The sequence below is a fragment of the Streptomyces sp. NPDC049687 genome (assembly GCF_044465285.1).
In the GTDB taxonomy this organism is placed as follows: Bacteria; Actinomycetota; Actinomycetes; order Streptomycetales; family Streptomycetaceae; genus Streptomyces.
Genome location: NZ_JBITLN010000009.1, coordinates 90,497 through 114,087, shown reverse-complemented (window position 1 = coordinate 114,087; position 23,591 = coordinate 90,497). Strand labels below are relative to the sequence as shown.

Genomic DNA, 23,591 nt, shown 5'->3' with positions numbered 1-23,591 from the left:
GAACATCCCACCTGGGGGTCGGCGGTGGGTTGACGTTAGGTCCGTTCAAACGCTGTTAACAAGACGTTGACGCGCGAGCAATAAGCGCAAAATTCCAGGTCACAGCGTTGCCATGATCGCCGTGATCTCGATGGGCACTCCGTTGAGGACCGCGTTGCCCGACAGCGGGTCGAGCAGGCTGCCGTCGATGAGCTGGTTGACGTTGACGCCGGGGTCCGTGGAAGCGTGGCTGAGACGGGTGCCGGGCCGGTCGTGCCCCCAGCCGTGCGGCAGGCTCACCACACCCCGGCGCACGCCGTCGGTGACCTCGGCCGGGGCGGTCACCTCCCCCCCGGCGCCCTTCACGCGCACGGCGGCCCCGTCCCGCACGCCCAGCCGCTCGGCGTCCTCGGGGTGGATGTGCAGGGTGCAGCGGTTGGTGCCGCCGGTGAGGGCCGGGACGTTGTGCATCCAGCTGTTGTTGGACCGCAGATGGCGTCGCCCGACGAGGACGAGTCCGGCGGGACGCTCCCGCAGCGCCTGCTCGAGCCGGGGAAGATCGTCGACGATCGGCTGCGGCAGCAGCTCGATCTTTCCGCTCCTGGTCTTCAGCGGCTGCGGCAGCCGGGACGCCAGCGGTCCGAGGTCGATGCCGTGCGGATGGGCCAGCAGCTTCTCCAGGCTCAGCCCGTCCGGTCGGGCGCCGAATCCGTCGCCGTAGGGGCCGAGGCGCAGCATCATGTCGAGCCGGCGTTCGGGACCGTTCTCGCCGGTGAGGAGGGCGGCCAGGTCCTGCGGAGCGCGGCCGTGCACGGGCGAGTGCGGCTCCGTGACCGCCTTGCCGAGGGTCTGGCCGATGACGAGGTCGTCGACTGCGGACGGGTCGGCGCCGTGCATGCCGGTCGCGGCCAGGATCAGCCGGGCGAGGATCTCGGTCTCGGCCATCCTGCCGGGTTCCAGCGGGACGGCGGGGCGGGTGTAACGGACCTGGTTGCGCACGGCGAGGGTGTTGAAGGCGAAGTCGTGGTGCGCGCTCCGGGAGGGCGGGGGCGGCGGCAGGACGACGTCGGCGTGGCGCGAGGTCTCGTTCAGGTACGGGTCGACGCTGACCATGAAGTCGAGCGAGCCGAGCGCCTTGTCGAGCCGGTCGCCGTCCGGGGCGGAGAGGACGGGGTTGGCGGCCACCGCGATGAGCGCGCGGATCGGCTCGCCCTCCTCCGTCGCGGTGTCGATCTCCTCGGCGAGCGCGGAGAGCGGCAACTCGCCCTTCGCCTCGGGGTGCCGGCTCACCCGGGAGTGCCAGCGGCCGAGCTGGAAGCCGCGGCCCGGCCCGGCCGGGCGGGGGGTCTTGTCGGTGGCGGCCTGCGGAAAGAGCGCGCCGCCCGGCCGGTCCAGGTTGCCGGTGAGGACGTTGAGGACGTCTACGAGCCAGCTGCCCAGGGTGCCGAACGGGACCGTGCAGCTGCCGATGCGGCCGTAGACGGCGGCGGTGGGGGCGGCGGCGAGTTCGCGGGCCAGGACGCGGATGGTGCCGGCGTCGACGTCACAGGCGGGGGCCACGGCGTCCGGGGTGAAATCCCGTACGGCGCCCCTCAGTTCGCCGACTCCCTCGACGTGTGCGGCCAACTCCCCCAGTTCCACCAGGCCTTCCTCGAACAGGACGTACGCCATGGCCGCGAGGAGCAGGGCGTCGGTGCCGGGGCGGATCTCGATGTGCCGGTCGGCGAGTTTCGCGGTACGGGTGCGGCGCGGGTCGATGACGGTGAGGGTGCCGCCGCGGGCCTTGAGTGCCTTGAGCTTGCCGGGGAAGTCGGGGGCGGTGCACAGACTCCCGTTGGACTCCAGGGGGTTGGCGCCGATGAGGAGGAGATGGTCGGTGCGGTCGAGGTCCGGCACGGGGATCGCGTTGGCGTCACCGAAGAGCAGTCCGCTGGAGACGTGCTTGGGCATCTGGTCGACCGTGGAGGCGGTGAAGATGCTGCGGGTGCCGAGCCCGGCGAGCAGTACGGGCGGATAGAGGGCACCGGCCATGGTGTGCACGTTGGGGTTGCCGAGGACGACCCCGACGGAGTGCGGGCCGTGCCGCTCGACGACCGGGCGGATGCCGGCGGCCACGGCGTCGAAGGCCTCGGCCCAGGTGGCCTCGCGCAGCTCGCCGTCCCGGCGGACGAGCGGGGTGCGCAGCCGGTCGGGATCGCCGTCGACGGCGCCGAAGGAGGCGCCCTTGGGGCAGATGAACCCCTTGCTGAACACGTCCTCCCGGTCGCCGCGGGCGCCGGTGACCTCCGTCCCCTCGATGGTGAGCGTGAGCCCGCAGGTGGCCTCGCACAGGGGGCAGATTCGCAGGGCGGTGCGGGACACGGGTCCTCCTGGGGGCGGCGTTGCCTTCTTCCGGCCGAGCATACCGACCGGTATGCCGCACGGGGAGGGGGACGACGGAGTCTTGCGCCACGACCCCGGCCCGCGCCGGTGGGCCGGTCAGTCCAGCACCCGCGCCAGATACGCCCGCAACAGCTCCCGCGTCTCCTCGATCACCTTCGCGTCCCCCTCCGGATCCACCCGGAAGGCCAGCTGGACGAGGGCGTCGGCGGTCTCCACGGCGATCAGGAAGGTGCGGCGCAGATCCTCGTCGGGGGCACGCTCGAGGTAGTCGGAGAGCAGGTCGGTGAGGCGGTCGGCGACGCGGTGGTTGGGTTCGGCCTGGCGGACGCCGACCGGGATCTGGTTGCCGAAGTCGACGAGGGAGAAGCCGGGCGCGGTGCGCTTCATGGCCAGGTACTCGTCGAGCACGGCGTCCATGGCGGCCCGCCAGTCTCCGTGCCGGGCTCCCTTCAGGCGCTCGGTGACGCGCTCGGCGTAGCGCTCCAGGTTGCGCTGGGCGAGCGCGTCGGCCATCTGCCGCTTGTTGCCGAAGAAGCGGTAGACGGAGCCGATCGGGACGCCCGCGCGCTGGGCGACGGCCCGGGTGCTCAGGGCGTCGTAGCCGACCTCGTCCAGCAGGTCGGCGCAGGCGTCGAGGATCCTGGTCAGCCGTTCGGCACTGCGCCGCTGGACGGGCGCACGACGGAGCGATGTCGCTTGGGGCACGGACTTCATGATGCCTTTCCGTCGCGGCGTGGTGAACCTCGCCCCTGAGTACGGGGAAAGATGCTGGACGCACTCAACGTGGGCTTCGATGTGCTCGACGAGGGCTTGGACGCGCTCGACGAGGGCTCCGCGGCGGTCACGGGGAGGGCGAGGGCTCGGACACCGTGATGTCCGCCGTGCTCTGCACCGGTTTGCCGTCCACCGCCCACACCGTGCCGTCGTCCGCGTACAGCCGCGCGGTGACCTGGTGCGTACCGTGCGGGAGATAGCCGGCGGGGATCCGGTAGGACCGGGTGCGCAGTTCGGCGACGGGCTGGTCGTCCACGTAGAGGCGGGCGGCGCCGCGGCCCGAGACCGCCTTCGCCGGGGCGCCGGTCGACGAGAGACGGAAGTTGGCCAGTTTCAGCCGGACGTCCCAGCTGCCGTCGGTGTCCGGCTGGACCTCGACGCCGACCTCGGGCGCCCCCTTCTTGTCCACCTCGCGGTAGTGGCGCCCGTCGTCGTCCGTGTTGTCCAGGACCTTTCCGACGGGCGAGGGGGACACGACGGTCCCCCGCTTCTGTGTACCGCTGGAGCCGCAGCCCGCGGCTCCCGTCAGCAGCAGGACACAGACCGCGAGCGCGGCGACGATTGCGCGCTTCCACGACATGCCCGGGAGATTAGGGCACCTGTCCGACACCACGGATCCCCCTGAAGGCTGGTTCTGGACGGGTCCGATCGTCCTCCGAGAGGAGGACGGGCGCACGAGAAGGGAACCGGTGGACCTCTTGCGCCCGTGAAAACGCAATCCTACGGTGTTGCATAGGAATCGGCAGGGCGAGAGCCGGCAGGCAGGGGAGCGACATGAGCAGCGGGGACGCACGCAAGACCGCCGAGGGGCTGTCGTACCTCTCGGGGTTCGGCAACGAGCACGCCTCCGAGGCGGTGCCGGGCGCCCTCCCCGAGGGCCGCAACTCGCCGCAGCGCGCCCCCCTCGGCCTGTACGCGGAACAGCTCAGCGGGACGGCCTTCACCGAACCGCGCGCCCACAACCGCCGTTCCTGGCTGTACCGGATCCGCCCCTCGGCCGCACACCCGGCCTTCACCCGCACCGACAACGGGGCGCTGCGCACCGGCCCCTTCACGGAGACGGTCCCCGACCCCAACCGCCTGCGCTGGAACCCCCTGCCGGAGCCCGCCGAGGGCACGGACTTCCTGGCCGGCCTGTGGACCCTCGGCGGCAACGGCGACGTCACCCAGCGCACCGGCATGGCCGTGCACCTCTACCACGCCAACGCCTCCATGGACCGCGTCCTCAGTGACGCCGACGGCGAACTGCTGATCGTCCCCGAGCGGGGCGGGCTGCTGCTGCGCACGGAGTTCGGGCTGCTGCACGCCGAGCCCGGCGAGGTGGCGCTGATCCCGCGCGGGGTGCGCTTCCGCGTGGAACTGCTGGACGCCTCTGCCCGGGGGTACGTGTGCGAGAACTACGGCGCTCCCTTCCGCCTCCCCGACCTCGGCCCCATCGGGGCCAACGGCCTCGCCAACGCCCGCGACTTCCGGGCACCGGTCGCCGCCTACGAGGATGTCGAGGGCCCGGTGGAGGTGGTCGGCAAGTTCTGCGGCAACCTCTGGAGGGCGACGTACGACCACTCCCCCCTCGACGTGGTCGCCTGGCACGGCAACCACGTCCCGTACGTCTACGACCTGCGCCGTTTCAACGTCATCGGGACGATCTCGTACGACCACCCCGACCCGTCGATCTTCACGGTGCTGACCGCTCCGAGCGACACCCCCGGCCTCGCCGGGGTCGATTTCGTCGTCTTCGCGCCGCGCTGGCTGGTGGGCGAGGACACCTTCCGGCCGCCGTACTTCCACCGGAACGTGATGAGCGAGTACATGGGCCTGATCGAGGGCGCCTACGACGCGAAGACGGCAGGGAAGGGGGGCTTCGTCCCCGGGGGCGGTTCGCTGCACAACATGATGTCGGCGCACGGGCCGGACCGGGAGACGTTCGACCGGGCGAGCGCGGCGGAGCTGCGGCCGCAGAAGGTGGACGACGGGCTGGCGTTCATGTTCGAGACGCGCTGGCCGGTCACCCTCACCGCGCACGCGGCCGGGGCGGAGCACCTGCAACAGCGCTACGACGACGTGTGGCAGGGGCTCGAACGGCATTTCCGCCCGTTGCACTGATCGCGGACGACCGGTACGGATAGCCCGTGACCTCCTTCGCGCCGGACTCGATCGTCCTCAACCGCAAGCTGCCGCTGTGGTACCAGGTGTCGCAGTCGCTGCGCGCCTCGATACTCGGCCGCTCTCCCCGGGACCCGCTGCGGCTGCCCACCGAGGAGCAGCTGGCGGGGCATTACGGGGTGAGCGTGCTGACCATGCGGCAGGCGCTGAAGGAGCTGGAGGAGGAGGGGCTGATCACCCGGCATCGCCGGCGCGGCACGTTCATCGAGCCCGGGGCGCGGCGGGGCGCTCCGGTGCGGCTGCTCGGCTCGGTCGACGCGATCGTGGCCCAGCAGTCGGGCATGGCGACGGAACTGCTGGAGCACGGGACGGCGGCCGTCCCCGCCGAACTCGCCGAGTACTTCCCGGACCTGGCCGAGGTGGCGACCTACCACCGGCTGCGCGGCGACGAGAAGACGGGCGAGCCGACCAACCACGCCCGCAACTACGTCCGTCCCGAGATCGCCGCCCGTATCGACCCGGACGACCTGGTGCGCTGGCCGATGACCAAGGTGCTGCGGGACGTGGTGGGCGCGGACATCGGCCGGATCACGGACACGGTGGAGGCCCGGCTCGCGGACCCGGAGACCGCCCAGCTGCTGGACGTCCCGCTGCTGAGTCCGATCCTGCACTACACGGGCGTCACCTACGACGCCGTCGGGCGGGTGCTCGACGCTGCCGTGATCCACTACCGGGGGGACCGTTTCTCCTTCACGGTCACCCTCGACGCGACGTGACGTGCCGCGGGTGGTCCCACGTACCATGCCCAGCGTGACGCACGACGACGCTCCGCCGCTGGCGGACCTCATGCCGTGGTCCGTCGCACCGCCGCGGCTCGGCCGGGGGTGGCCGACGGCCCCCGATCCGGCTTCCCTCAAGGCCCGCTGGGACGCCCTGATGAAGGCGCAGGGCCCGGACCGCGAGGCGCTGTTCGAGCAGACGCGCTCCCGCACCCTGCACTCGGCGGTGGGACAGCTGCCGGGCCGGGCGGGCGGCACGGGACGACTGGTCCGCGCCTCGGGTCCCTGCCCGGAACCCGTGCGGGTGCTGGCCGCGCCCTTCGACGAGCAGTGGCTCATCCCCGACCACCGACTGATCGACGCCGCCCGCCCGGAGGTGTGGCGGGTGGCGGACGAGCGGCAGGTGTTCGTGGTGGAGACACCGGACGCGCCGCCGCTGGTGACCTCCCTGATCCCGTTCACGCGCCCCGGCCGGATCCGCCCGCTGTACCGGCGTCCGGGCGGCGAGGAGCCGAACCTGGCGCCGGGCCTGCTGGAGCAGCTGGCCCGGATCGGCCACTCCCCCGATCCGGTGGACTTCCTGGCCTGGACCCTGACGGCCGTCCGCCCCGATCTCACCGTCCCGCTCACCCGGGATCCCGAACTCTGGTCCCGGGGAGTCGACTTGGGTCGGCGTGCGCTGTGGTTGCTGCGCCGGGACGGCGAGCGCCCCAAGCTCCCCGGCGGCCGCCGCCCCTACGTCCGCGCCCCGCTCCCGTCCCGCCCCCTCACCCTCCTCTACGACCGCGAGGAGGAGACCCTCCACCTCGACGAGGGCCGTGTCTCCCCCGTGCCGCCGGAGGCCTGGGACTTCGAGGCGGGCGCGGGAGTGCGGGTGCTGGAGCGGTGGTTCGCGGCGCGGACGGCGGAGAGCGCCGAACCCGGCACCCTGGCGGCGATCCGCCCGGCGGCCTGGCAGCAGGCATGGACCTCCGAACTCCTGGAGCTGATCACGGTGTTGGCGCTCCTGGCCGAAGTACGCGCCCAACAGGCGGAGGTGGAGGTCACGGACCCGGTCACCACCGCGGAGCTCCGGGCGGCGGGCGTCCTGCCGGTCCCCGACTCGGCCCGCCACCCGGCGACCGTCCTGGACCACCACGAGGAGGGCCCGGAGGGCCAGTTCTCGCTGCTCTAGATCGCCCTGTTCGCGCCGCTCGCCGTGCGAAGGCACGCCCACGCCGACCGGTGACATGATCCGTCCCATGGATGGACTCCCCCTGCCCCTGGAGGGCCTCACCGTCGTCGCCGTCGAGCAGGCCGTCGCGGCCCCCTTCGCCACCCGTCAGCTCGCCGATCTCGGCGCCCGGGTCATCAAGGTGGAGCGGATCGACGGCGGCGACTTCGCGCGCGGCTACGACACCGCCGCACACGGCCTCGCCTCGCACTTCGTGTGGTGCAATCGGGGCAAGGAGTCCATCGCCCTCGATCTCAAGGACCCGCGCGGCCTGGACGTCGTACGAAAGCTGGTCGCGGACGCGGACGTGTTCGTGCAGAACCTCGCGCAGGGCGCCGCCGCCCGGCTCGGCCTTGACGCGGCCACGCTGTGCGCGGCGCATCCGCGGCTGGTCGCCGTGGACATCTCGGGATACGGGGCTTTCGGGCCGTACGCGGACAAGCGGGCGTACGACATGCTCGTGCAGTGCGAGGCGGGGCTCGTGTCGGTGACGGGAACGCCGGAGCAGCCGGTGAAGGCGGGGGTCCCGGCGGCGGACATCGCGGCGGCCATGTACGCCTTCTCGGGGGTGCTGGCGGCGCTGGTGCGGCGGGGCACGACCGGGCGGGGCGGGCCGGTCGAGGTGTCCATGCTGGAGGCGCTCGCGGAGTGGATGGGGCATCCGCTGCACCACACGATCCACGGGGGCACTCCGCCGGAGCGCACCGGTCTCGCGCACGCCGTGATCGCGCCCTACGACGCCTATCCGACGCGTGACGGCGCACGGGTGCTGCTGTCGGTGCAGAACGACCGGGAGTGGCGGCGGCTGGCCGAACAGGTCGTCGGACGGCCGGAGTTGGGGACGGACCCGGCGTACGCGACGAACGCGGCACGGGTGACGAACCGGGAGCGCACGGACGCCCTGGTGGCGAAGGCGCTGGGCGCGCTGGACACCGACGAGGCACTGGCCCGACTGGAAGGCGCGGGCATCGCGTGCGCACGCCTGAGGGATCTGCGGGAACTGGCGGAGCATCCGCAACTGGCGGCCCGTGAGCGGTGGCGGGAAGTGGGATCGCCGGTCGGGCCGCTCCGGGCGCTGCTGCCTCCGATCACACTGCCGGGCGGGTCGGAGGCGCGGATGGGGGACGTGCCCGCGCTCGGGGAGCACACCGAAGCGCTGCTGCGTGCCGTGGGGATGACGGACGACGAGATCGCAGCCCTGCGCCGGGACGGTGTGGCCGCCTAGGACCTGTCCGGCCGATCAGGTCGCAGGAATGCGGCACTGTCTGGGTGGTGCCGGTGACAGGTCCTCAGCGTGGGGCTCAGTGCTTGTGTCCGCCGAACAGCGAGCGGCGCAGTCGGCGCAGCGGCGCGAACAGCGAGACGCGGGCCGTCCTGGAGTCGCGCCGGGCGGCAGGCTCGCGCGCGGTCAGTTCCCGCATGAGCGAGGTCGCCTCGACCGTCTCCCGTTGCGGTATGGCGGGGCCCGCCAGCACCGAGAGATGGCGGTCGAGCCGCGAACTGGTCGCGCTGCTCCCGCACGTGATCGCAGGGACCCTCGCCCTGCTGGGCATCGTTATCTGTTCCATGTCACTCCCCACCCGTACGAGTCCACCCGGCCCGGGCAGGGTAACCCTATCGCCCCGTCCGGGCACGCGTGTATCGAGCTCACAGGAATCACCTTCCCCGTACGGGGGTTGACGTACCCTCTTCGATCACTCTCCGAATCCGACCGATTTCAGGGTGAGTTGGACAACCGGCTGGCTGGTGGGTTGAGGTGACCCCCCGTCGGGCTCGACGGTCACAGCCAGTGACGTGGAGGTCTTGTCGAGACCTGTCGCGATCAAGGGCGTGTCACCGTCGAAGAGCCCCAGGGAGCGGGGTTGCACGTCGGGGCGCATGAGCCAGAGCTGGTGCACCTGCCCCGCGGGCAGATCTCCGTAGCCGCTCAAGGTGACGATCGCCTGCCCCTCGGATGCGGAAGCGATCACTCCGATACTGCGGCCCTCGGTGTCGGTGCCGGTGCTCGCCCGGGCGTCCGGAGCAGCGAGAACGTGGGCGATCTCACGTGCCTGGGCGCGCTCGGCGTTCAGCTGGTCCTGGGTGCGGTTGGCCTGGACGGCGAAGAGCGAGGCGACGACGAGGGCCGCGGCGGCGGTGACCGTGGCGAACGGCACGAACAGCGGGCGGCGCGCGCGGGGCGCACGGAAGCGTCCCGGCAGCGGCTGCGTGCCCCACACATGCGGAGGCAGTTGGGGCGCGTGCTCCCGCACCGGCGCACGCCCCGGTTCCTGCGGGGTGGCGCGTACGGCGGCCAGCACCCGGTCGCGCATCGCGGCCGGCGGCGGAGCGGCCTGGGACCAGGCGAGCCGGACGGCGTCCTCGGCCAGGTCACGCACCTCGGCGGCGCACCGGTCACAGCCCTTGAGGTGCTTCTCGAAACGACGGCGTTCGTCCGGTTCGAGGGCGTCGAGGGCGTAGGGGGCGGCCAGCGAGTGCGGGTCCTCCCGGCGGAACAACGATCCGAGGACGCTCACGCGACACCTCCCAAACAGTCGCGCAGCCGCGTGAGTCCGTCGCGCATCCGGGTCTTCACGGTGCCCAGCGGCAGCTTGAGCCGCTCGGCGACCTCACGGTACGTGTAGCCGTCGTAGTAGGCGAGGGTGACGGACTGGCGCTGAAGGTCCGTCAGACGGTTGAGGCAGCGGCGGACCAACTGGCGTTCCAGGCCCGCCTCGACCTCCTCCGCCACCTGGTCGAAGGCGGGGTCGTGGTAGCGCCGGGCCTCGCGCTGCTCCCGGTCGCTGGCCGCGCGGGCGCTGCGCACCCGGTCGACGGCGCGGCGGTGGGCCAGCGTGAGGATCCAGGACAGGGCGCTGCCGCGGCTCGGGTCGAAGCGGGCGGCGGAGCGCCAGGCCTCCAGAAGGACCTCCTGGGCGACCTCCTCCGACTGGGCCGGGTCGCGCAGGACCCTCCGTACCAGTCCGAACACCGGCCCGGACACCAATCCGTACAACTGCTCGAATGCCCTCTGGTCGCCCCCTGCGACGAGCACCAGTAGCTCGTCCGCCTCCATCCGGTCCCCCTCTCCGCGGCCACATCCGGGCCGCCCCGTCACACCAGGCATTCGCAACGGACACACCTCCGGATGGGGTACGGATCAGCGGCCGGAAAACGCGGGTCGAGCAGCGAAAAAAAGTTTTTCGGTTTCGACCAATCCGATCGCCCCTCCGCTCCGTATCTCTGTCCGTCAGGCAAGTTGGCACAGAGGACGGACGGCAGGACGGCATGACAGCAGCAATCTCCAAGAGCGGCACGGGACGCAAGGGCGTCGCGACTCTCATCAGTGCGGCACTTGCCGCCGGGGCGCTCACTGCCGCCGGCGTCGTGGTGCTGGCTCCAGGGGCTGCACAGGCCTCCAGCCACCGCGAGGCGCCCCTCATCTCGGGGACCCCGCAGTACGACAACACCGACCTCTACGCGTTCGTCAGCCCGGACCATCCGGACACGACGACCATCATCGCGAACGTGATCCCGTTCGAGGAACCCGGCGGCGGCCCGAACTTCTACCAGTTCGCCGAGGACGCCCAGTACGACATCCGGATCGACAACAACGGCGACGCGAAGGAGGAGCTGGTCTTCCGCTACACCTTCAAGACGAACGTCAAGAACCGGAAGTCCTTCCTCTACAACACCGGGGTCGTCGACAGCCTGTACGACCCCGACCTGAACGTCACGCAGACCTACGACCTGGAGCTGATCAAGGAGAAGAACGGCAAGGTCGTCCACGACACCAAGCTCGCCGACGACGTGCCGGTGGCGCCGTCCAACGTGGGCAAGGCGTCGATGCCGAAGTACTCCAAGCTGCGCGACCAGGCGATCTACAAGCTCTCCAACGGCGCCAAGACGTTCGCCGGCCAGGCCGACGACCCGTTCTTCGCCGACCTGCGCGTCTTCGACCTGTTGTACGGCGGTGACCTCTCCGAGGTCGGCAACGACACCCTCAAGGGCTACAACGTCAACACGATCGCCCTGCAGGTGCCGAACGACATGATCGTCGAGGCGAAGCACCAGCCGATCGTCGGCATCTGGTCGACCACCCAGCGCAAGAACGCGCAGGGCTACTACTCCCAGGTCTCGCGCCTCGGCAACCCGCTGGTCAACGAGGTCGTCAACCCGCTGAAGGACAAGGACAAGTTCAACGCGTCCCAGCCGAAGGACGACGGCCAGTTCCTGAAGAACGTCACCAACCCCGAGCTGCCGAAGCTCATCGAGGCGATCTACAAGATCAAGGCCCCGGCGGAGCCGCGCAACGACCTCGTCGACGTGTTCCTGAAGGGCGTCAAGGGCCTCAACCAGCCGCCGTACGTGACGGCGTCCGAGGAACTGCGCCTCAACACCTCGATCAAGCCCGCCTCCAGCCCGAAGCGACTCGGTGTGCTGGACGGCGACAACGCGGGCTTCCCGAACGGCCGTCGCCTCACGGACGACGTGATCGACGCCTCGCTGCAGGTCGTCGAAGGCGAACTGGTCGGTGCCAAGAACGACCTGGGTGACGCGGTCGACAAGAACGACAAGAACTTCGAGAAGTACTTCCCCTACGTCGCCCTGCCGACCGAGGGTTCGCGTGGCAAGACCGCCAAGAGCGGCGCCGACACCAAGAGCGCCCTCGGTGACAGCCTGACCGGCGCCACGTCCGAGAACACTCCGCTGATCGCCGCCTCCGCGGGCGCCGGCGCGGCGGGCATCCTCCTCATCGGCGGCGGCCTGATGTGGTGGCGCCGGATGAGCCGGCCGTCCTACCGGCGCCACTGAGCCACCCGGAGGACCCACCGAGCAGGTGGGCCGGGGAGAATCCTGCGCTCCCCGGCCCGCCTCACCCCCAGAGACTGGCGCGGCCCGCGTACTCATCCCCCACGGCGCGGGCCGCGCCACCCCCCACACCCCAGCAGGCCGATCCACCCCAGGCGACCGAGGAGAGGGCATGTCCCCGCGTACGAACGACGGCGAACCGGAGAGCGAGCGGCACCAGGTGGACGCCGTGGCGGAGGGCCCGTCCGATACCGACTCCGAGGACGCCTTCGCCGTGGAGGACACCGAGGCGACGCAGGCCCTGGAGGCGACGGACGCCGATGACCGCGTCGCCGCCGTCCGCAGGGTCGCCGCCGCCGGCCGTCGCTGGCGATCCGTTCAGCTCGGGGCCTGTGCGGCCATGCTGGCCGTCGCCCTCACCGCGGGGGCGGTCGCGGTCGGAGCGGCACGGGACGGACAGCGCCCGGCCGTGGCCACGGCCGCCGCCGTGTCCCCCGGACTCCTCGCGAACGGCGACCTCGACTCGAGCATCACCGCGCTCCAGGCCCATCTCCGCGCCCAGCCGAGGGACTTCGGCAGCTGGGCCACCCTGGGGCTGGCCTACGTCGAGCAGGCCCGCACCAAGGGCGACCCCTCCCGCTATCCGCAGGCCGAGCAGGCACTGAAGCGCTCCCTCTCCCTGCGCGCGGACAACGACCAGGCACTGGCCGGCCGCGCCGCGCTCGCCGCCGCCCGCCATGACTTCGCGGGCGCGCTGGAGTACGCCGACCGCGCCCTGAAGCAGAACCCCTACAGCGAACGCGCCCTGTGCTCCCGTATCGACGCCCTCGTCGAACTCGGCCGCTACGACGACGCCGAGAAGGCCGCGAACCTCGCGGACGAACGGCGCCCGGGCGTCCCGGTGTTCACCCGCTACGCGTACGTCCACGAGCTGCGCGGCGACGTCACCACCGCCCGCCGTGTCCTCGACCAGGCGCTCTCCGCCGCCACTTCCCCCGGCGACATCGCCTACGTCGCCACCCAGCTCGGCCAACTCGCCTGGAACCAGGGCCAGTACGCAGAAGCCCTCACCTTCTACGCCCGCGCCCTCGCCGCCGACGACACCTATCTCCCGGCGCTGGAGGGCAGGGCCCGCGCCCAGGCCGCGAGCGGCCGACGGACCGAGGCCGTCAAGGGCTTGGAGGACGTCGTCGCCCGCTACCCGCTGCCCGGCCCGCTCGTCGCCCTCGGGGAGCTGTACGAGCTCCGGGGCACGAAGGGCGATGCGGCGAAGGCCGAGGACCAGTACACCCTCGTCGACGCCTGGACGGCGATCGCCCGTGCCAACGGCGTCAACGTCGACCTCGACACCGCGCTCGCCGCCGCCGACCACGGCGACCGGGCGACGGCCCTGCGCGCGGCCCGCGACGACTGGTCCCGCCGGCACACCGTGCACACGGCGGACGCCCTCGCCTGGGCGCTGCACGTCAACGGCAAGGACGCCGAGGCCCTCACCTACGCCCGGCAGGCCACGGCCACCGGTTACCGCAACGCGTCCTTCCTCTACCACCGCGGTGTGATCGAGAAGGCCACCGGTCACCCCGACGACGCCCGTACCCACCTCTCGGCCGCGCTGAAGCTGAACCCCGGCTTCTCCCCGCTGGGCGCCCGTGAGGCCCGTACGGCCCTGAAGACGCTGGAGGCGGACAAGTGAGTACCCGTCGTCTGTTCGCCTCCTGCGCGGCCGTGTTCACGGCCGGCGTCGCGCTCGCGCTGGCTCCTTCCACCAGCGCGAGCGCGCACCCCCTCGGCAACTTCACCGTCAACCGCTACGACGGTCTCGTCGCCGCCCCCGGACAGCTCCGCGTCGACCACGTGGAGGACCTCGCCGAGATCCCCGCGACCCAGGCCAAACCGGACATCGAACGGCTCGGCATGACCGAGTGGGCCCGGGAGCGCTGCGCCACCGCCGCGAGCGACAGCGGGCTCACCGTCGACGGGCGTGCCGTGACCCTCACGGCGGGCAGCGGCAAGGCGACGCTGCGGCCCGGCCAGGCCGGGCTGAACACCCTGCGCGTGGAGTGCCGGCTGACGGCCCCGCTGCCCGAGAAGGACACCGTCTCCCTCTCCTTCCACAGCGCGGGCGCCTCCACCGGCCCCGGCTGGCGCGAGATCACCGCGCGAGGCGACCGGATGACGCTCGCGAAGTCCGACGTACCGAAGAAGTCGGTCTCCGACGAACTGACCACGTACCCCAAGGAGTTGCTCTCCTCCCCGGCCGACACCGCGACCGCGGCGCTGACGGTGCGCCCGGGTGGCGCGGCGCTGGTCGAGGAGGACCGGGACGCGCCCGCCGCGTCCGTGCTGCCGCGCGGGGCCGACCGCTGGACACGGGCCCTGGACGGCCTCGTCGCCCGGCAGGACCTCACCCTCGGCTTCGCCGCGCTGGCCCTGGTGATCGCCGTCGGCCTCGGCGCGATGCACGCGGTCGCCCCGGGCCACGGCAAGACCATCATGGCCGCTACGGCGGCGGCCCGCGGCGGCAAGGCCCGGATGAAGGACGTCCTGCCCCTGGCCGCGTCGGTGACCATCACCCACACCCTGGGCGTGGTCGCCCTCGGTCTCCTGGTCACCGCCGGTTCGGCCGCGGCCCCCTCGGTGATCGCCTGGCTGGGCCTGGCCAGCGGCGCCCTGGTGCTCTGCGCCGGAGTGACCCTCGTACGCCGCGCCTGGCGCAACCGGCGACACGGGCACGGCCACGGGCACAGTCACGGCGGCCACGCCCACACCCACGGGCCCGACGACGACCACCCGCACGGCCACGATCACGACCACGCGCACACCCCCCACCGCGAGCTGGTCCTCGCCGGCGCCCCCACCGGCGACACCCACCCCACCACGCTCCCGGAAGCCCCCGCGCACCCGCACCACGAGCACAGCCACGACCACCATCACCACGACCACGACCACGACCACACCCACAGTGGTCACACGCACACGCACGGCGGTCACACCCACACCCACGCCGTCGCCCCCACCCTCCGCGGCACGATCCTGCTCGGCTTCGCCGGCGGCATGGTGCCCAGTCCCTCCGCCGTCGTGGTCCTGGTCGGCGCGGCGGCGCTCGGGCAGGCCTGGTTCGGGCTGCTGCTCGTCGTCGCCTACGGCGTCGGTCTCGCGCTGACCCTGACGGCCGCCGGGTTCGCCGTCGTCAAGCTGGGCGCGGGCGCGACCCGCCTCCTGGACAAACGTCCGCGCTGGACCGGCCGCCCCGTGGTGACACTGGTCCGCCGCGGTCTGCCCCTGTGGTCGGCGCTGCTCGTGGTGGCCCTGGGGGCCGGACTGGTACTCAAGGGGGCCGCATCCGTACTCGGCTGAGCTACGTTTGTGGGGTTGCGGAGGTTTTCGCCCGGATGCGAAGTGCGAATGGGGGACGCGGTGTCCGAAGAACCGGGCCGTGAACGTCTGATCGCGGGCCGCTACCGTCTGCTGTCCCCGCTCGGCGAGGGCGGCATGGGGACGGTGTGGCGGGCCCGTGACGAGGTGCTGGGCCGCGAGGTCGCCGTCAAGGAGGTGCGCGCCCCGCACGGGCTCGCGGCCTCGGACGTCGAGCGGATGTACGCCCGGCTGGAGCGGGAGGCCTGGGCCGCGGCCCGGGTCGCCAACCGGAACGTGGTCACGGTGTACGACGTGGCCATGGAGGACGGCCGCCCGTGGATCGTCATGGAGATCGTGCGCGGCATCTCCCTCGCCGAGCTGCTGGACGCCGAGGGCCCGCTGGAGCCGGCGCGGGCCGCGCACATCGGCGCCGAGGTGCTGTCCGCGCTGCGGGCCGCGCACGAGGCCGGGGTGCTGCACCGGGACGTGAAACCGGCCAATGTGCTGATGTCGAACGACGGCCGGGTGGTGCTCACCGACTTCGGTATCGCGACGGTCGAGGGCACCTCGGCTCTGACCATGACCGGTGAGGTCATCGGCTCCCCCGAGTTCCTCGCGCCGGAGCGCGCGCTGGGGCGTACGCCGGGGCCCGAGTCGGACCTGTGGTCGCTGGGGGTACTGCTCTACGCGGCGGTCGAGGGCAATTCCCCGTTCCGGCACGACACGCCGCTGAGCACCCTGCGCGCGATCGTCGACGAGGAGCTGCCGCCGCCGCGCCGGGCCGGTCCGCTGACGCCCGTGATCGAGGGGCTGCTGCGCAAGGACCCGGCCGAGCGGACCCCGGCCGCGCAGGCCGAGCAGGATCTGCGGGTCGTCGCGGCTGGGGGTGCCCCCTCCGGGGGAGGCGGCCCGCGGCCGGGCACGGTCCGCTCGGCGCCGTACGCGCCGTATCCGACGACCGTCACGACCCCGCCGCCCCCCGTCGAGCCCTTCCGCCACGAGGCGCCGCCGCCGTCCCCGCCGTGGACGACCACCGGCGCCACCCGGGAGGAGCCGGAAGGCAACCGGCGGAGCGGCGTGGTCCTCGTCACCGGCGTGATCGTCCTCGCGCTGGCCGTCGCCGGGCTGACGTACGGGCTGCTGAACCGGGGCGACGACGACCAGGGCGGCACCAGTGGGGTCACCAGCAGCCAGACACAGGGCCTGAGTTCGGCGCCGACGCGGCAGGAGTCCAGCGAGCCGGCGAGCCCCTCCGCGAGCCCGAGTCACAGCGCGTCGTCCGCCGCTCCCCGGCAGAGCGTCGCGGCCGCCGTGACCGGCGCCCACACCGAGTACTCGGGCTCCTGCCCGCCGCCGGGCGCCTCGACGCCCGCCTTCACGGCGACGATCACGGTGGGGAGGCTGCCCGCGACGGTGTCCTACCGCTGGGTGTCGAAGGACGGCGAACTGTCCGGCCAGACCTGGAAGACCCTCAGTTTCCAGGAGGGCGGCGGCAAGTCGAAGCAGGACACGGTGACCGTGTCGACGCCCGCCGGGAGCGGGACGTTCCAGAACTCGATCGGTGTCGAGGTGCGCGATCCGGTGAGTACGACGTCCAACTTCGTGCCGTTCACGATCACCTGCGAGACGGAGACCCCGTCGACCGGGGCCTCCCCCTCGACCTCGCCCACCGAGTAGGTCAGGCCGCGCTGTTCAGAACCGGCAGATAGCCACCCGACTGGCCGGACGCGGTCGGGTGGTAGGACTCGCCGATGTTGAGCAGGTTGAGGCTGTGCAGCCAGGAGCTGCCGGAGCAGATCTCGTGGCCGCCGAACGGCGTGCGGACGTCGCCGAAGACGAATCCGTGGGCGGCGGCGCGCCTGGCGACGGCGGCGTCGAGGTAGTCGGCCGCGTTGTTGATGGCGGAGCGCTTGGTCTCGGACAGGCCGAGGCAGGTGGTGCCCAGCTTGTAGAAGCGGGGGTAGCCGAGGACGACGACCTTGGCGTCGGGCGCCTTGGAGCTGATCGTCGAGTAGACGGTGTCGAGCTTGCCGGGGAGCGTCGAGTCGACGTACGCCTTGGCCGTGTTGATGCGGTTGACGCAGGTGCTGTCGGAGCTGGTGACGCAGGTCGTCATGACGTCGGCGAAGCCCGCGTCGTTGCCGCCGACGCTGATCGAGACCAGGCCGGTGGCGGAGTTGAGGCCGCCGAGCTGACTCGCCAGCACATCATCCGTTCGGGCGCCCGAGCAGGCCGCGAAGGTGAACGAGGCGGGGGCGTGCGCGGCGTTCCACAGGTACGGGTACGCCTTGGTGCTGCGCTTGCAGTTGCCGCTGGAGCTGAGGTAGCTGCCGGCGCCGACACCGGAGGAGTAGGAGTCGCCGAGCGCCACATAGCCGCCGGTCGCGGCGAGCGGGGACGCGTGCGCCGCGGTGGCCCCGGTGAGGGCCGCGCCCGCGGCGAGGAGGAGCGAGCTGACGAATACGACAAGTCGGGAACGTCTCATGGAACCTCCCTTTAGCAGGATCTCTGCCACAACCGTCGTAGCAACTACGCGTGTTGACGGGAAGTGTCCATGCCAAGACTTTTCGGGTCTCAACGGGATCGTTCGGCGACCGTTTCCGCCCACCTTGTTGCGCGCTCTCGGCCACCGCGTCCTGAGCGGCAACACCGTTCCCCGGAGGCATGTTTCGCCTCCGGGGAACACTCGCGTTCTCTCACTCCCGATGGGACACACCGTTCTGTAACGGTCAAACGAACAAAATGGTCAGAGGACCGTCAAGGGCTTGCCATCCGGGCTAAATCATCAATACCGTCATACACCTCACTCGCAGCGGACCGTCGGCAACGGCTCCAGGGGAGGGCTCAGGGACCGCGACGGTGTCCGGGGCGAGAGCGCGGTAGGGGGGTGCCGTGCTCGGTTGCCGCAGTGGTGACCGGGCCGTGCCGCGCGGTCGGCTGCCGTCATTCGCCGGTGGCCGGTCAGTTTTGCCAGCTCACCCAGTGTGCACGGAGATCGCTCCGGCATGCGGCGGAGACCAGTCCGCCATGGGTGAGAAACCCCCCTTTCGAACCGGACGTGGATCCGGGCCGCCCCCAGGGGCGGGCGGCCCACCGGACGAGAGGGACCAAGCTCATGAGTTCCGTTCTGCAGCCGGCGACATCGGGCCAGGACCTGAAAGGCCCGTCCGCCGTCGGCAAGTACCGGCCGATCTCCTCTCACCTGGCCATCGCGCCGCCGGTGAGTGTGGTCATCCCCGCGATGAACGAGGCCGAGAACCTTCCGTACGTCTTCAAGACCCTGCCGGACTGGATCCACGAGGTGGTCCTGGTCGACGGCAACTCCACCGACGACACCGTCGAGGTCGCCCGCGAGCTGTGGCCCGGCGTCAAGGTCGTCGGACAGCAGGGCCGCGGCAAGGGCGACGCCCTGATCACCGGCTTCGAGGCCTGCTCCGGCGACATCATCGTGATGGTCGACGCGGACGGCTCGGCCGACGGCAACGAGATCGTGTCGTACGTCTCCGCCCTGGTCTCCGGCGCGGACTTCGCCAAGGGCTCCCGCTTCGCCAACGGCGGCGGCACCGACGACATGACCTTCATCCGCCGGCTGGGCAACCGGGTGCTGTGCGCGGTGGTCAACCGCAAGTTCGGCGCCCGGTACACCGACCTGTGCTACGGCTACAACGCGTTCTGGCGGCACTGCCTGGACAAGATCGAGCTGGACTGCACGGGCTTCGAGGTGGAGACCCTGATGAACATCCGGGTCGTCAAGGCGGGGCTGCGGGTGCAGGAGATCCCCAGCCACGAGTACCTGCGCATCCACGGCGTCAGCAACCTGCGCGCGGTGCGCGACGGGCTGCGCGTCCTGCGGGTGATCCTCAAGGAGCGCTCCAACCGGCGGGCGCTGCGCCGCACCGGCCGCCGCTCGCCCCTGCTCGACTCGGTCCGGGGAGAGGTGTCTTGAGCGCGCTCGGCATGTCCGTCGTCATCTGCGTGTACACCGAGGACCGCTGGGCGGACATCCTCGCGGCGGTCGCCTCGGTGCGCGCCCAGACCCACCCGGCCCTGGAGACCCTGCTGGTCGTCGACCACAACCCGGCGCTCCTGGACCGGCTGGCCCAGGAGTACAAGGAGGACGACGAGGTACGGGTGCTGCCCAACGCCGGCCCGCGCGGGCTGTCGGCCGGCCGCAACACCGGTATCGCCGCCTCGTCCGGCGAGGTCATCGCCTTCCTCGACGACGACGCCGTCGCGGAACGGGACTGGCTGCGCCGCTTCGCCGACCCGTACTCCGACCCGCGGGTGATGGCGGTGGGCGGCCGGTGCGTGCCCGTCTGGTCCTCGGGCCGGCGGCCCGACTGGTTCCCCGAGGAGTTCGACTGGGTGGTGGGCTGCTCCTACCGGGGCCTGCCGCCCGGCCGTGTCAGAGTGCGCAACATCCTCGGCGGAAACGCCTCCTTCCGGCGCACCGCCTTCGACATCGCGGGCGGCTTCGCCAGCGGCATCGGACGCGACGGCGACAAGCGGCCGCTGGGCGGCGAGGAGACGGAGTTGTGCATCCGGCTCGGTCAGGCGAGACCCGACGCGATCCTGCTGGTCGACGACCGCGCGGTGATCCACCACAAGGTGCCCGAGGCGCGCGAGCGCTTCGGCTACTTCCGCACCCGCACCTACGCCGAGGGCCTGTCCAAGGCACTCGTCGCCCGCAGCGTCGGCATCGGCAAGGGGCTGGAGTCCGAACGCCGGTACACCACCCGGGTGCTGCCGGCGGGCGTGGTGCGCGGACTTCGCGACCAGCTGCTGGCCCGGCCCGGCGGGGCCCGGCGGGCGGGTGCGATCGTCGCGGGGGTGCTGACGGCGGCCGGGGGGTACGTGGTCGGCAGCCTGCGGGGGCGCAGGAACGGCACGACGTTCGAGGTCGTGCGGACCGGGACCGTACGAAGTGAGGAGGCTGCCGCGTGACGGAGGCGTGGAGGAGGGGGCGGGCCGGATGACGCGGGCGCGCGTTCCGATTCTCATGTACCACTCGGTCGCCGACCGTCCGAACAACGCCACCCGTGCCCTCTCGGTGTCGCCGGAGGCCTTCGCCGAGCAGATGGCGGTGATCGCGGACCGCGGCCTCACCCCGCTCAGCACGGCCGACCTCGCGGCCCGCTGGCGGACCGGGCGGCCGCTGCCCGCCCGGCCGGTGCTGATCACGTTCGACGACGGCTACGAGGGTGTGCACCGGCACGCCCTCCCGGCCCTCGCCGGACACGGCTTCCCGGCCACGCTGTTCGTCTCCACCGGCTGGATCAAGGGCGCCCACGACACCGGCGGCGGGCTGGACACCATGCTGGACTGGCCGCAGGTGCGCCGACTGGCCGACGCGGGCGTGGAGATCGGGGGCCACAGCCACAGCCACCCGCAGCTCGACCAGCTCGACGACCTCGCGCTGCGCACCGAGCTGACCCGCTGCCGGGACATCGTCGCGGACGAACTGGGCGCCCCGCCGGTGTCGTTCGCCTACCCCTACGGCTACTCCAGCCGCCGGGTGCGCACGGCGGTCCGCGCCCACGGCTTCGCCCAGGCGCTGGCCGTCGGCAACTCCCTCGCCCGCCGTGCCCAGGGGCCGTACGCCCTGCGGCGGGTGACCGTACGGTGTGGCACGGACGCCGAGGAGTTCGAACGGCTCCTCGACGGACGGACGATCGGCCGTACGTTCGCCCGGGACCGGATGATGACGAAGGGATACGCCGTGGTGCGCAGGACACGCCGGCTTCGGCGCAGGGCGGTCGACGCCCTCGTATGAGCCGACGAAGGCCACGGGGCGCGCCGGGCGACCGGCGCGCCCCCAAACCACCGGAACCGTCCGATGCGCCAGAACCGCCTGAGGCGGCCGACACACCGCGCGCACCGCGGAAACCGGGTGCGCAGGACGCCCCCGTGCCGGATCATGGCGGCATGTCCGCTCAGCCACACGACGCTCTGCCGATCCGGCTCAACGTCGACGACTCCGACTCCCCGTCCGACGTCGTCGACGCGCTGTTCCTCGGCCGCTTCGCGACGGGCGAGCAGCCTTACTCGCACGCGGCGAACATCGACCGCGTCCGCTCCGGCGCGACCCTGCTGCCGCCCCAGGCCCGGGTGCTGCGCGTCGCCCGCGACGAGGACCGCAGCGCCACGCTCGCCGAGGGCGACGGCTGGACGCTGCTGGTCTCCCGCTGGAACCGCGGCGCCGACGTCACGGTCACCGCGACCACCGCCGAACTCGCCGCGAAGGTGCTGGGCGAGGCCACGGACGGTGCCGTGGACGAGCCCGAACCCCAGCCGGAGAACGTGACGATGGGGTTCTGGTACGTCTCCCCGAGGCGCGGCCCGCACCGCACGACCCGTCAGATCTCCGCGGGTACGTGGGAGGAGGTGCGCCCCAACTACACGGCGCCGGTGGCCGAGGCGATGGACCGGCTGATGGCGACCACCCCCGAGGACATCGCCGGGCGGCTGCTCCTGTTGCACGGCCCGCCCGGCACCGGCAAGACCTCGGCGCTGCGCACCCTGGCCCGGTCCTGGCGGGAATGGTGCCAGGTGGACTGCGTCCTGGACCCCGAGCGGCTCTTCTCCGACGTCGGCTATCTGATGGACATCGCGATCGGCGAGGAGGACGCCACGGGCAAGGGCCGTTGGCGGCTGCTGCTCCTGGAGGACTGCGACGAGCTGATCCGCGGCGAGGCGAAGCACACGGCGGGCCAGGCGTTGTCCCGCCTGCTCAACCTCACCGACGGCCTGCTCGGCCAGGGGCGCAACGTCCTGGTCGGCGTCACCACCAACGAGGACCTCGAACGCCTCCACCCGGCCGTCGTCCGCCCGGGCCGCTGTCTGGCCCGGATCGAGGTGGGCCCGCTGACCCGGCGGGAGGCGGTCGACTGGCTCGGCGACGAAGAGGGCATCGGCCACCAGGGGGCGACCCTGGCGGAGCTGTACGCCCTGCGGCGGGGCACCTCCCCGACCGCACTGCCGGAGCCGAGGGGCCGCTCGGACGCGGGGCTGTACCTGTAGAAGTGCTTTGATGGAGGTATGACCCTGTACGTCGGCACGTCCGGCTGGCAGTACAAGGACTGGCGTGAGGTCCTGTACCCGGCCGACGTCCCCATGCGGCGGTGGCTGGAGGAGTACACCGATCACTTCGCCACCGTCGAGATCAACAACGCGTTCTACCGGCTGCCGGCGAAGGACACCTTCGCGTCCTGGGCCGAACGCGTCCCGTCGGACTTCGTGGTCGCGGTCAAGGCGAGCCGCTATCTGACCCACATCAAGCGGTTGCGGGACCCCGAGGAGCCGGTGCACCGGCTGATGGGCCACGCGGCCGGGCTCGGCGCCCGCCTGGGGCCGGTCCTGCTGCAGCTCCCGCCGACCCTGCGCGCCGACCCGGTGCTCCTGGACACCTGCCTGGCCTGCTTCCCGTCGGGCACCCGGGTCGCGGTGGAGCCCCGCCACGACTCCTGGTGGACACCGGCGGTACGGGGGGTCCTGGAGGCCCGGGGAGCGGCCCTGTGCTGGGCCGACGTCCTGGCCCGCCCGGTCACCCCGCTCTGGCGCACCGCCGACTGGGGGTACGTCCGCTTCCACCAGGGCCGCGCCCAGCCCTGGCCGCGGTACGGCCAGCGCTCCCTGGAGACGTGGATCGACCGCATCGCCACGACCTGGGCCGACGGTGACGACGTGTACGCGTACTTCAACAACGACCCGGGCGGCGCGGCGGTCGGCGACGCGGCCCTGTTCGGCAGAACGGCGGAACGAGCGGGTCTGACGGTGACCCGGACGCCGCGTGCGCTGGCTTCCCGCTCCCGGTGACGTTCAGCCCCCGTACACCGCCCGCAGGGCCTCCCGTACCGCGACCGACGCCTGCTCCTCGGTGAGCCCCAGCCGCACCACCCTCTCGGCGTAGGCCTGCGCGGCGGACGCGGCCTCCCGCTCCGCGGCCGAGCCCGCCGCCGCCACGAACGTGCCGTTGCGCCCGCGGGTCTCGATCACCCCGTCCGCCTCGAGCGCCCGGTACGCCTTGGCGACCGTGTTCGCCGCGAGGCCCAGGGACTCGGCGAGCCCCCGCACCGTCGGCAGCCGGTACCCGACCGGCAGCGCTCCCGAACGGGCCTGCTCGGCGATCTGCGCCCGCACCTGCTCGTACGGCGCGACACCCTCATCGATGTGGATCTTCAACGTCACGGCCCGATTGTCCCGCACCCGCCGGA

21 protein-coding genes are annotated in these 23,591 nt (G+C 72.1%); 13 read left to right on the top strand and 8 right to left on the bottom strand.

Annotated elements, in window-relative coordinates; translation table 11 throughout:
- Positions 1 to 99: 99 nt before the first annotated feature.
- The 3 genes from ACIBVL_RS26800 to ACIBVL_RS26790 form a co-directional block, all read right to left on the bottom strand.
- Positions 100 to 2,340 (bottom strand): molybdopterin oxidoreductase family protein, encoded by a 2,241-nt coding sequence (locus ACIBVL_RS26800; protein ID WP_399100615.1) that lies wholly within the window; start codon positions 2,338 to 2,340, stop codon positions 100 to 102.
- Positions 2,341 to 2,457: 117 nt separating this feature from the next.
- Positions 2,458 to 3,075 (bottom strand): TetR family transcriptional regulator, encoded by a 618-nt coding sequence (locus ACIBVL_RS26795; protein WP_399100613.1) that lies wholly within the window; start codon positions 3,073 to 3,075, stop codon positions 2,458 to 2,460.
- A 127-nt stretch (positions 3,076 to 3,202) separates the two neighbouring features.
- On the bottom strand, positions 3,203 to 3,715 hold the full coding sequence (locus tag ACIBVL_RS26790) for a hypothetical protein (RefSeq protein WP_399100611.1): 513 nt from the start codon (positions 3,713 to 3,715) through the stop codon (positions 3,203 to 3,205).
- A gap of 194 nt (positions 3,716 to 3,909) precedes the next feature.
- Here ACIBVL_RS26790 and hmgA point away from each other — a divergent pair, with 194 nt between their 5' ends.
- The 4 genes from hmgA to ACIBVL_RS26770 all read left to right on the top strand — a co-directional run bounded on the left by hmgA (position 3,910) and on the right by ACIBVL_RS26770 (position 8,455).
- Entirely contained in the window at positions 3,910 to 5,238 is a 1,329-nt protein-coding gene (gene hmgA, locus ACIBVL_RS26785) for a homogentisate 1,2-dioxygenase (RefSeq protein ID WP_399100609.1), read from the top strand.
- A gap of 26 nt (positions 5,239 to 5,264) precedes the next feature.
- Positions 5,265 to 6,014 (top strand): GntR family transcriptional regulator, encoded by a 750-nt coding sequence (locus ACIBVL_RS26780; RefSeq protein WP_399100607.1) that lies wholly within the window; start codon positions 5,265 to 5,267, stop codon positions 6,012 to 6,014.
- Positions 6,015 to 6,039: 25 nt separating this feature from the next.
- Positions 6,040 to 7,191: a type ISP restriction/modification enzyme gene (locus tag ACIBVL_RS26775; RefSeq protein WP_399100604.1), complete on the top strand. Its 1,152-nt coding sequence runs from the start codon at positions 6,040 to 6,042 to the stop codon at positions 7,189 to 7,191.
- Positions 7,192 to 7,258: 67 nt separating this feature from the next.
- A complete protein-coding gene (locus ACIBVL_RS26770; RefSeq protein WP_399100603.1) occupies positions 7,259 to 8,455 on the top strand; it encodes a CaiB/BaiF CoA transferase family protein in 1,197 nt (398 codons plus the stop codon).
- A gap of 76 nt (positions 8,456 to 8,531) precedes the next feature.
- Here ACIBVL_RS26770 and ACIBVL_RS26765 read toward each other — a convergent pair whose 3' ends face one another.
- The 3 genes from ACIBVL_RS26765 to ACIBVL_RS26755 form a co-directional block, all read right to left on the bottom strand.
- Positions 8,532 to 8,798 carry a hypothetical protein gene (locus ACIBVL_RS26765; RefSeq protein WP_399100601.1) on the bottom strand — a complete coding sequence of 89 codons (267 nt, stop codon included), beginning with the start codon at positions 8,796 to 8,798 and terminating at the stop codon, positions 8,532 to 8,534.
- 126 nt (positions 8,799 to 8,924) lie between these two features.
- Positions 8,925 to 9,746 (bottom strand): anti-sigma factor domain-containing protein, encoded by an 822-nt coding sequence (locus ACIBVL_RS26760; protein WP_399100599.1) that lies wholly within the window; start codon positions 9,744 to 9,746, stop codon positions 8,925 to 8,927.
- Positions 9,743 to 10,285: a sigma-70 family RNA polymerase sigma factor gene (locus ACIBVL_RS26755; protein WP_399100597.1), complete on the bottom strand. Its 543-nt coding sequence runs from the start codon at positions 10,283 to 10,285 to the stop codon at positions 9,743 to 9,745. Before ACIBVL_RS26755 ends, ACIBVL_RS26760 begins: the two co-directional genes overlap by 4 nt.
- Before the next feature lie 212 nt (positions 10,286 to 10,497).
- Here ACIBVL_RS26755 and ACIBVL_RS26750 point away from each other — a divergent pair, with 212 nt between their 5' ends.
- From ACIBVL_RS26750 to ACIBVL_RS26735, 4 genes are all read left to right on the top strand, one after another.
- A complete protein-coding gene (locus ACIBVL_RS26750; RefSeq protein ID WP_399100595.1) occupies positions 10,498 to 12,024 on the top strand; it encodes a DUF4331 domain-containing protein in 1,527 nt (508 codons plus the stop codon).
- A 169-nt stretch (positions 12,025 to 12,193) separates the two neighbouring features.
- Entirely contained in the window at positions 12,194 to 13,714 is a 1,521-nt protein-coding gene (locus ACIBVL_RS26745) for a tetratricopeptide repeat protein (protein WP_399100593.1), read from the top strand.
- Positions 13,711 to 15,378, top strand: a complete 1,668-nt coding sequence (locus tag ACIBVL_RS26740; RefSeq protein WP_399100591.1) for a nickel transporter — start codon at positions 13,711 to 13,713, stop codon at positions 15,376 to 15,378. The genes ACIBVL_RS26745 and ACIBVL_RS26740 overlap by 4 nt, the downstream gene beginning before the upstream one ends.
- Before the next feature lie 48 nt (positions 15,379 to 15,426).
- Complete coding sequence (locus ACIBVL_RS26735) at positions 15,427 to 17,055, top strand: serine/threonine-protein kinase (protein WP_399100590.1); 1,629 nt, start codon at positions 15,427 to 15,429, stop codon at positions 17,053 to 17,055.
- Position 17,056: 1 nt separating this feature from the next.
- Here ACIBVL_RS26735 and ACIBVL_RS26730 read toward each other — a convergent pair whose 3' ends face one another.
- Positions 17,057 to 17,863, bottom strand: coding sequence for an SGNH/GDSL hydrolase family protein (locus tag ACIBVL_RS26730; protein ID WP_399100589.1), 807 nt, complete (start codon positions 17,861 to 17,863; stop codon positions 17,057 to 17,059).
- Positions 17,864 to 18,493: 630 nt separating this feature from the next.
- Between ACIBVL_RS26730 and ACIBVL_RS26725 the strand changes: the two genes are divergently transcribed.
- The 5 genes from ACIBVL_RS26725 (at position 18,494) to ACIBVL_RS26705 (ending at position 23,193) form a co-directional block, all read left to right on the top strand.
- Complete coding sequence (locus ACIBVL_RS26725) at positions 18,494 to 19,324, top strand: glycosyltransferase family 2 protein (RefSeq protein WP_399100588.1); 831 nt, start codon at positions 18,494 to 18,496, stop codon at positions 19,322 to 19,324.
- Between the two features lie 11 nt (positions 19,325 to 19,335).
- Positions 19,336 to 20,322, top strand: a complete 987-nt coding sequence (locus ACIBVL_RS26720) for a glycosyltransferase family 2 protein (RefSeq protein WP_399101229.1) — start codon at positions 19,336 to 19,338, stop codon at positions 20,320 to 20,322.
- Between the two features lie 28 nt (positions 20,323 to 20,350).
- Positions 20,351 to 21,151 (top strand): polysaccharide deacetylase family protein, encoded by an 801-nt coding sequence (locus tag ACIBVL_RS26715; protein WP_399100587.1) that lies wholly within the window; start codon positions 20,351 to 20,353, stop codon positions 21,149 to 21,151.
- A gap of 152 nt (positions 21,152 to 21,303) precedes the next feature.
- Positions 21,304 to 22,398, top strand: coding sequence for a DUF5925 domain-containing protein (locus tag ACIBVL_RS26710; RefSeq protein ID WP_399100586.1), 1,095 nt, complete (start codon positions 21,304 to 21,306; stop codon positions 22,396 to 22,398).
- Between the two features lie 18 nt (positions 22,399 to 22,416).
- Positions 22,417 to 23,193: a DUF72 domain-containing protein gene (locus ACIBVL_RS26705; protein WP_399100584.1), complete on the top strand. Its 777-nt coding sequence runs from the start codon at positions 22,417 to 22,419 to the stop codon at positions 23,191 to 23,193.
- A 3-nt stretch (positions 23,194 to 23,196) separates the two neighbouring features.
- Here the strand turns inward: ACIBVL_RS26705 and ACIBVL_RS26700 are convergent, their stop codons facing one another.
- On the bottom strand, positions 23,197 to 23,565 hold the full coding sequence (locus ACIBVL_RS26700; protein ID WP_399100582.1) for a GntR family transcriptional regulator: 369 nt from the start codon (positions 23,563 to 23,565) through the stop codon (positions 23,197 to 23,199).
- Positions 23,566 to 23,591: the final 26 nt, after the last annotated feature.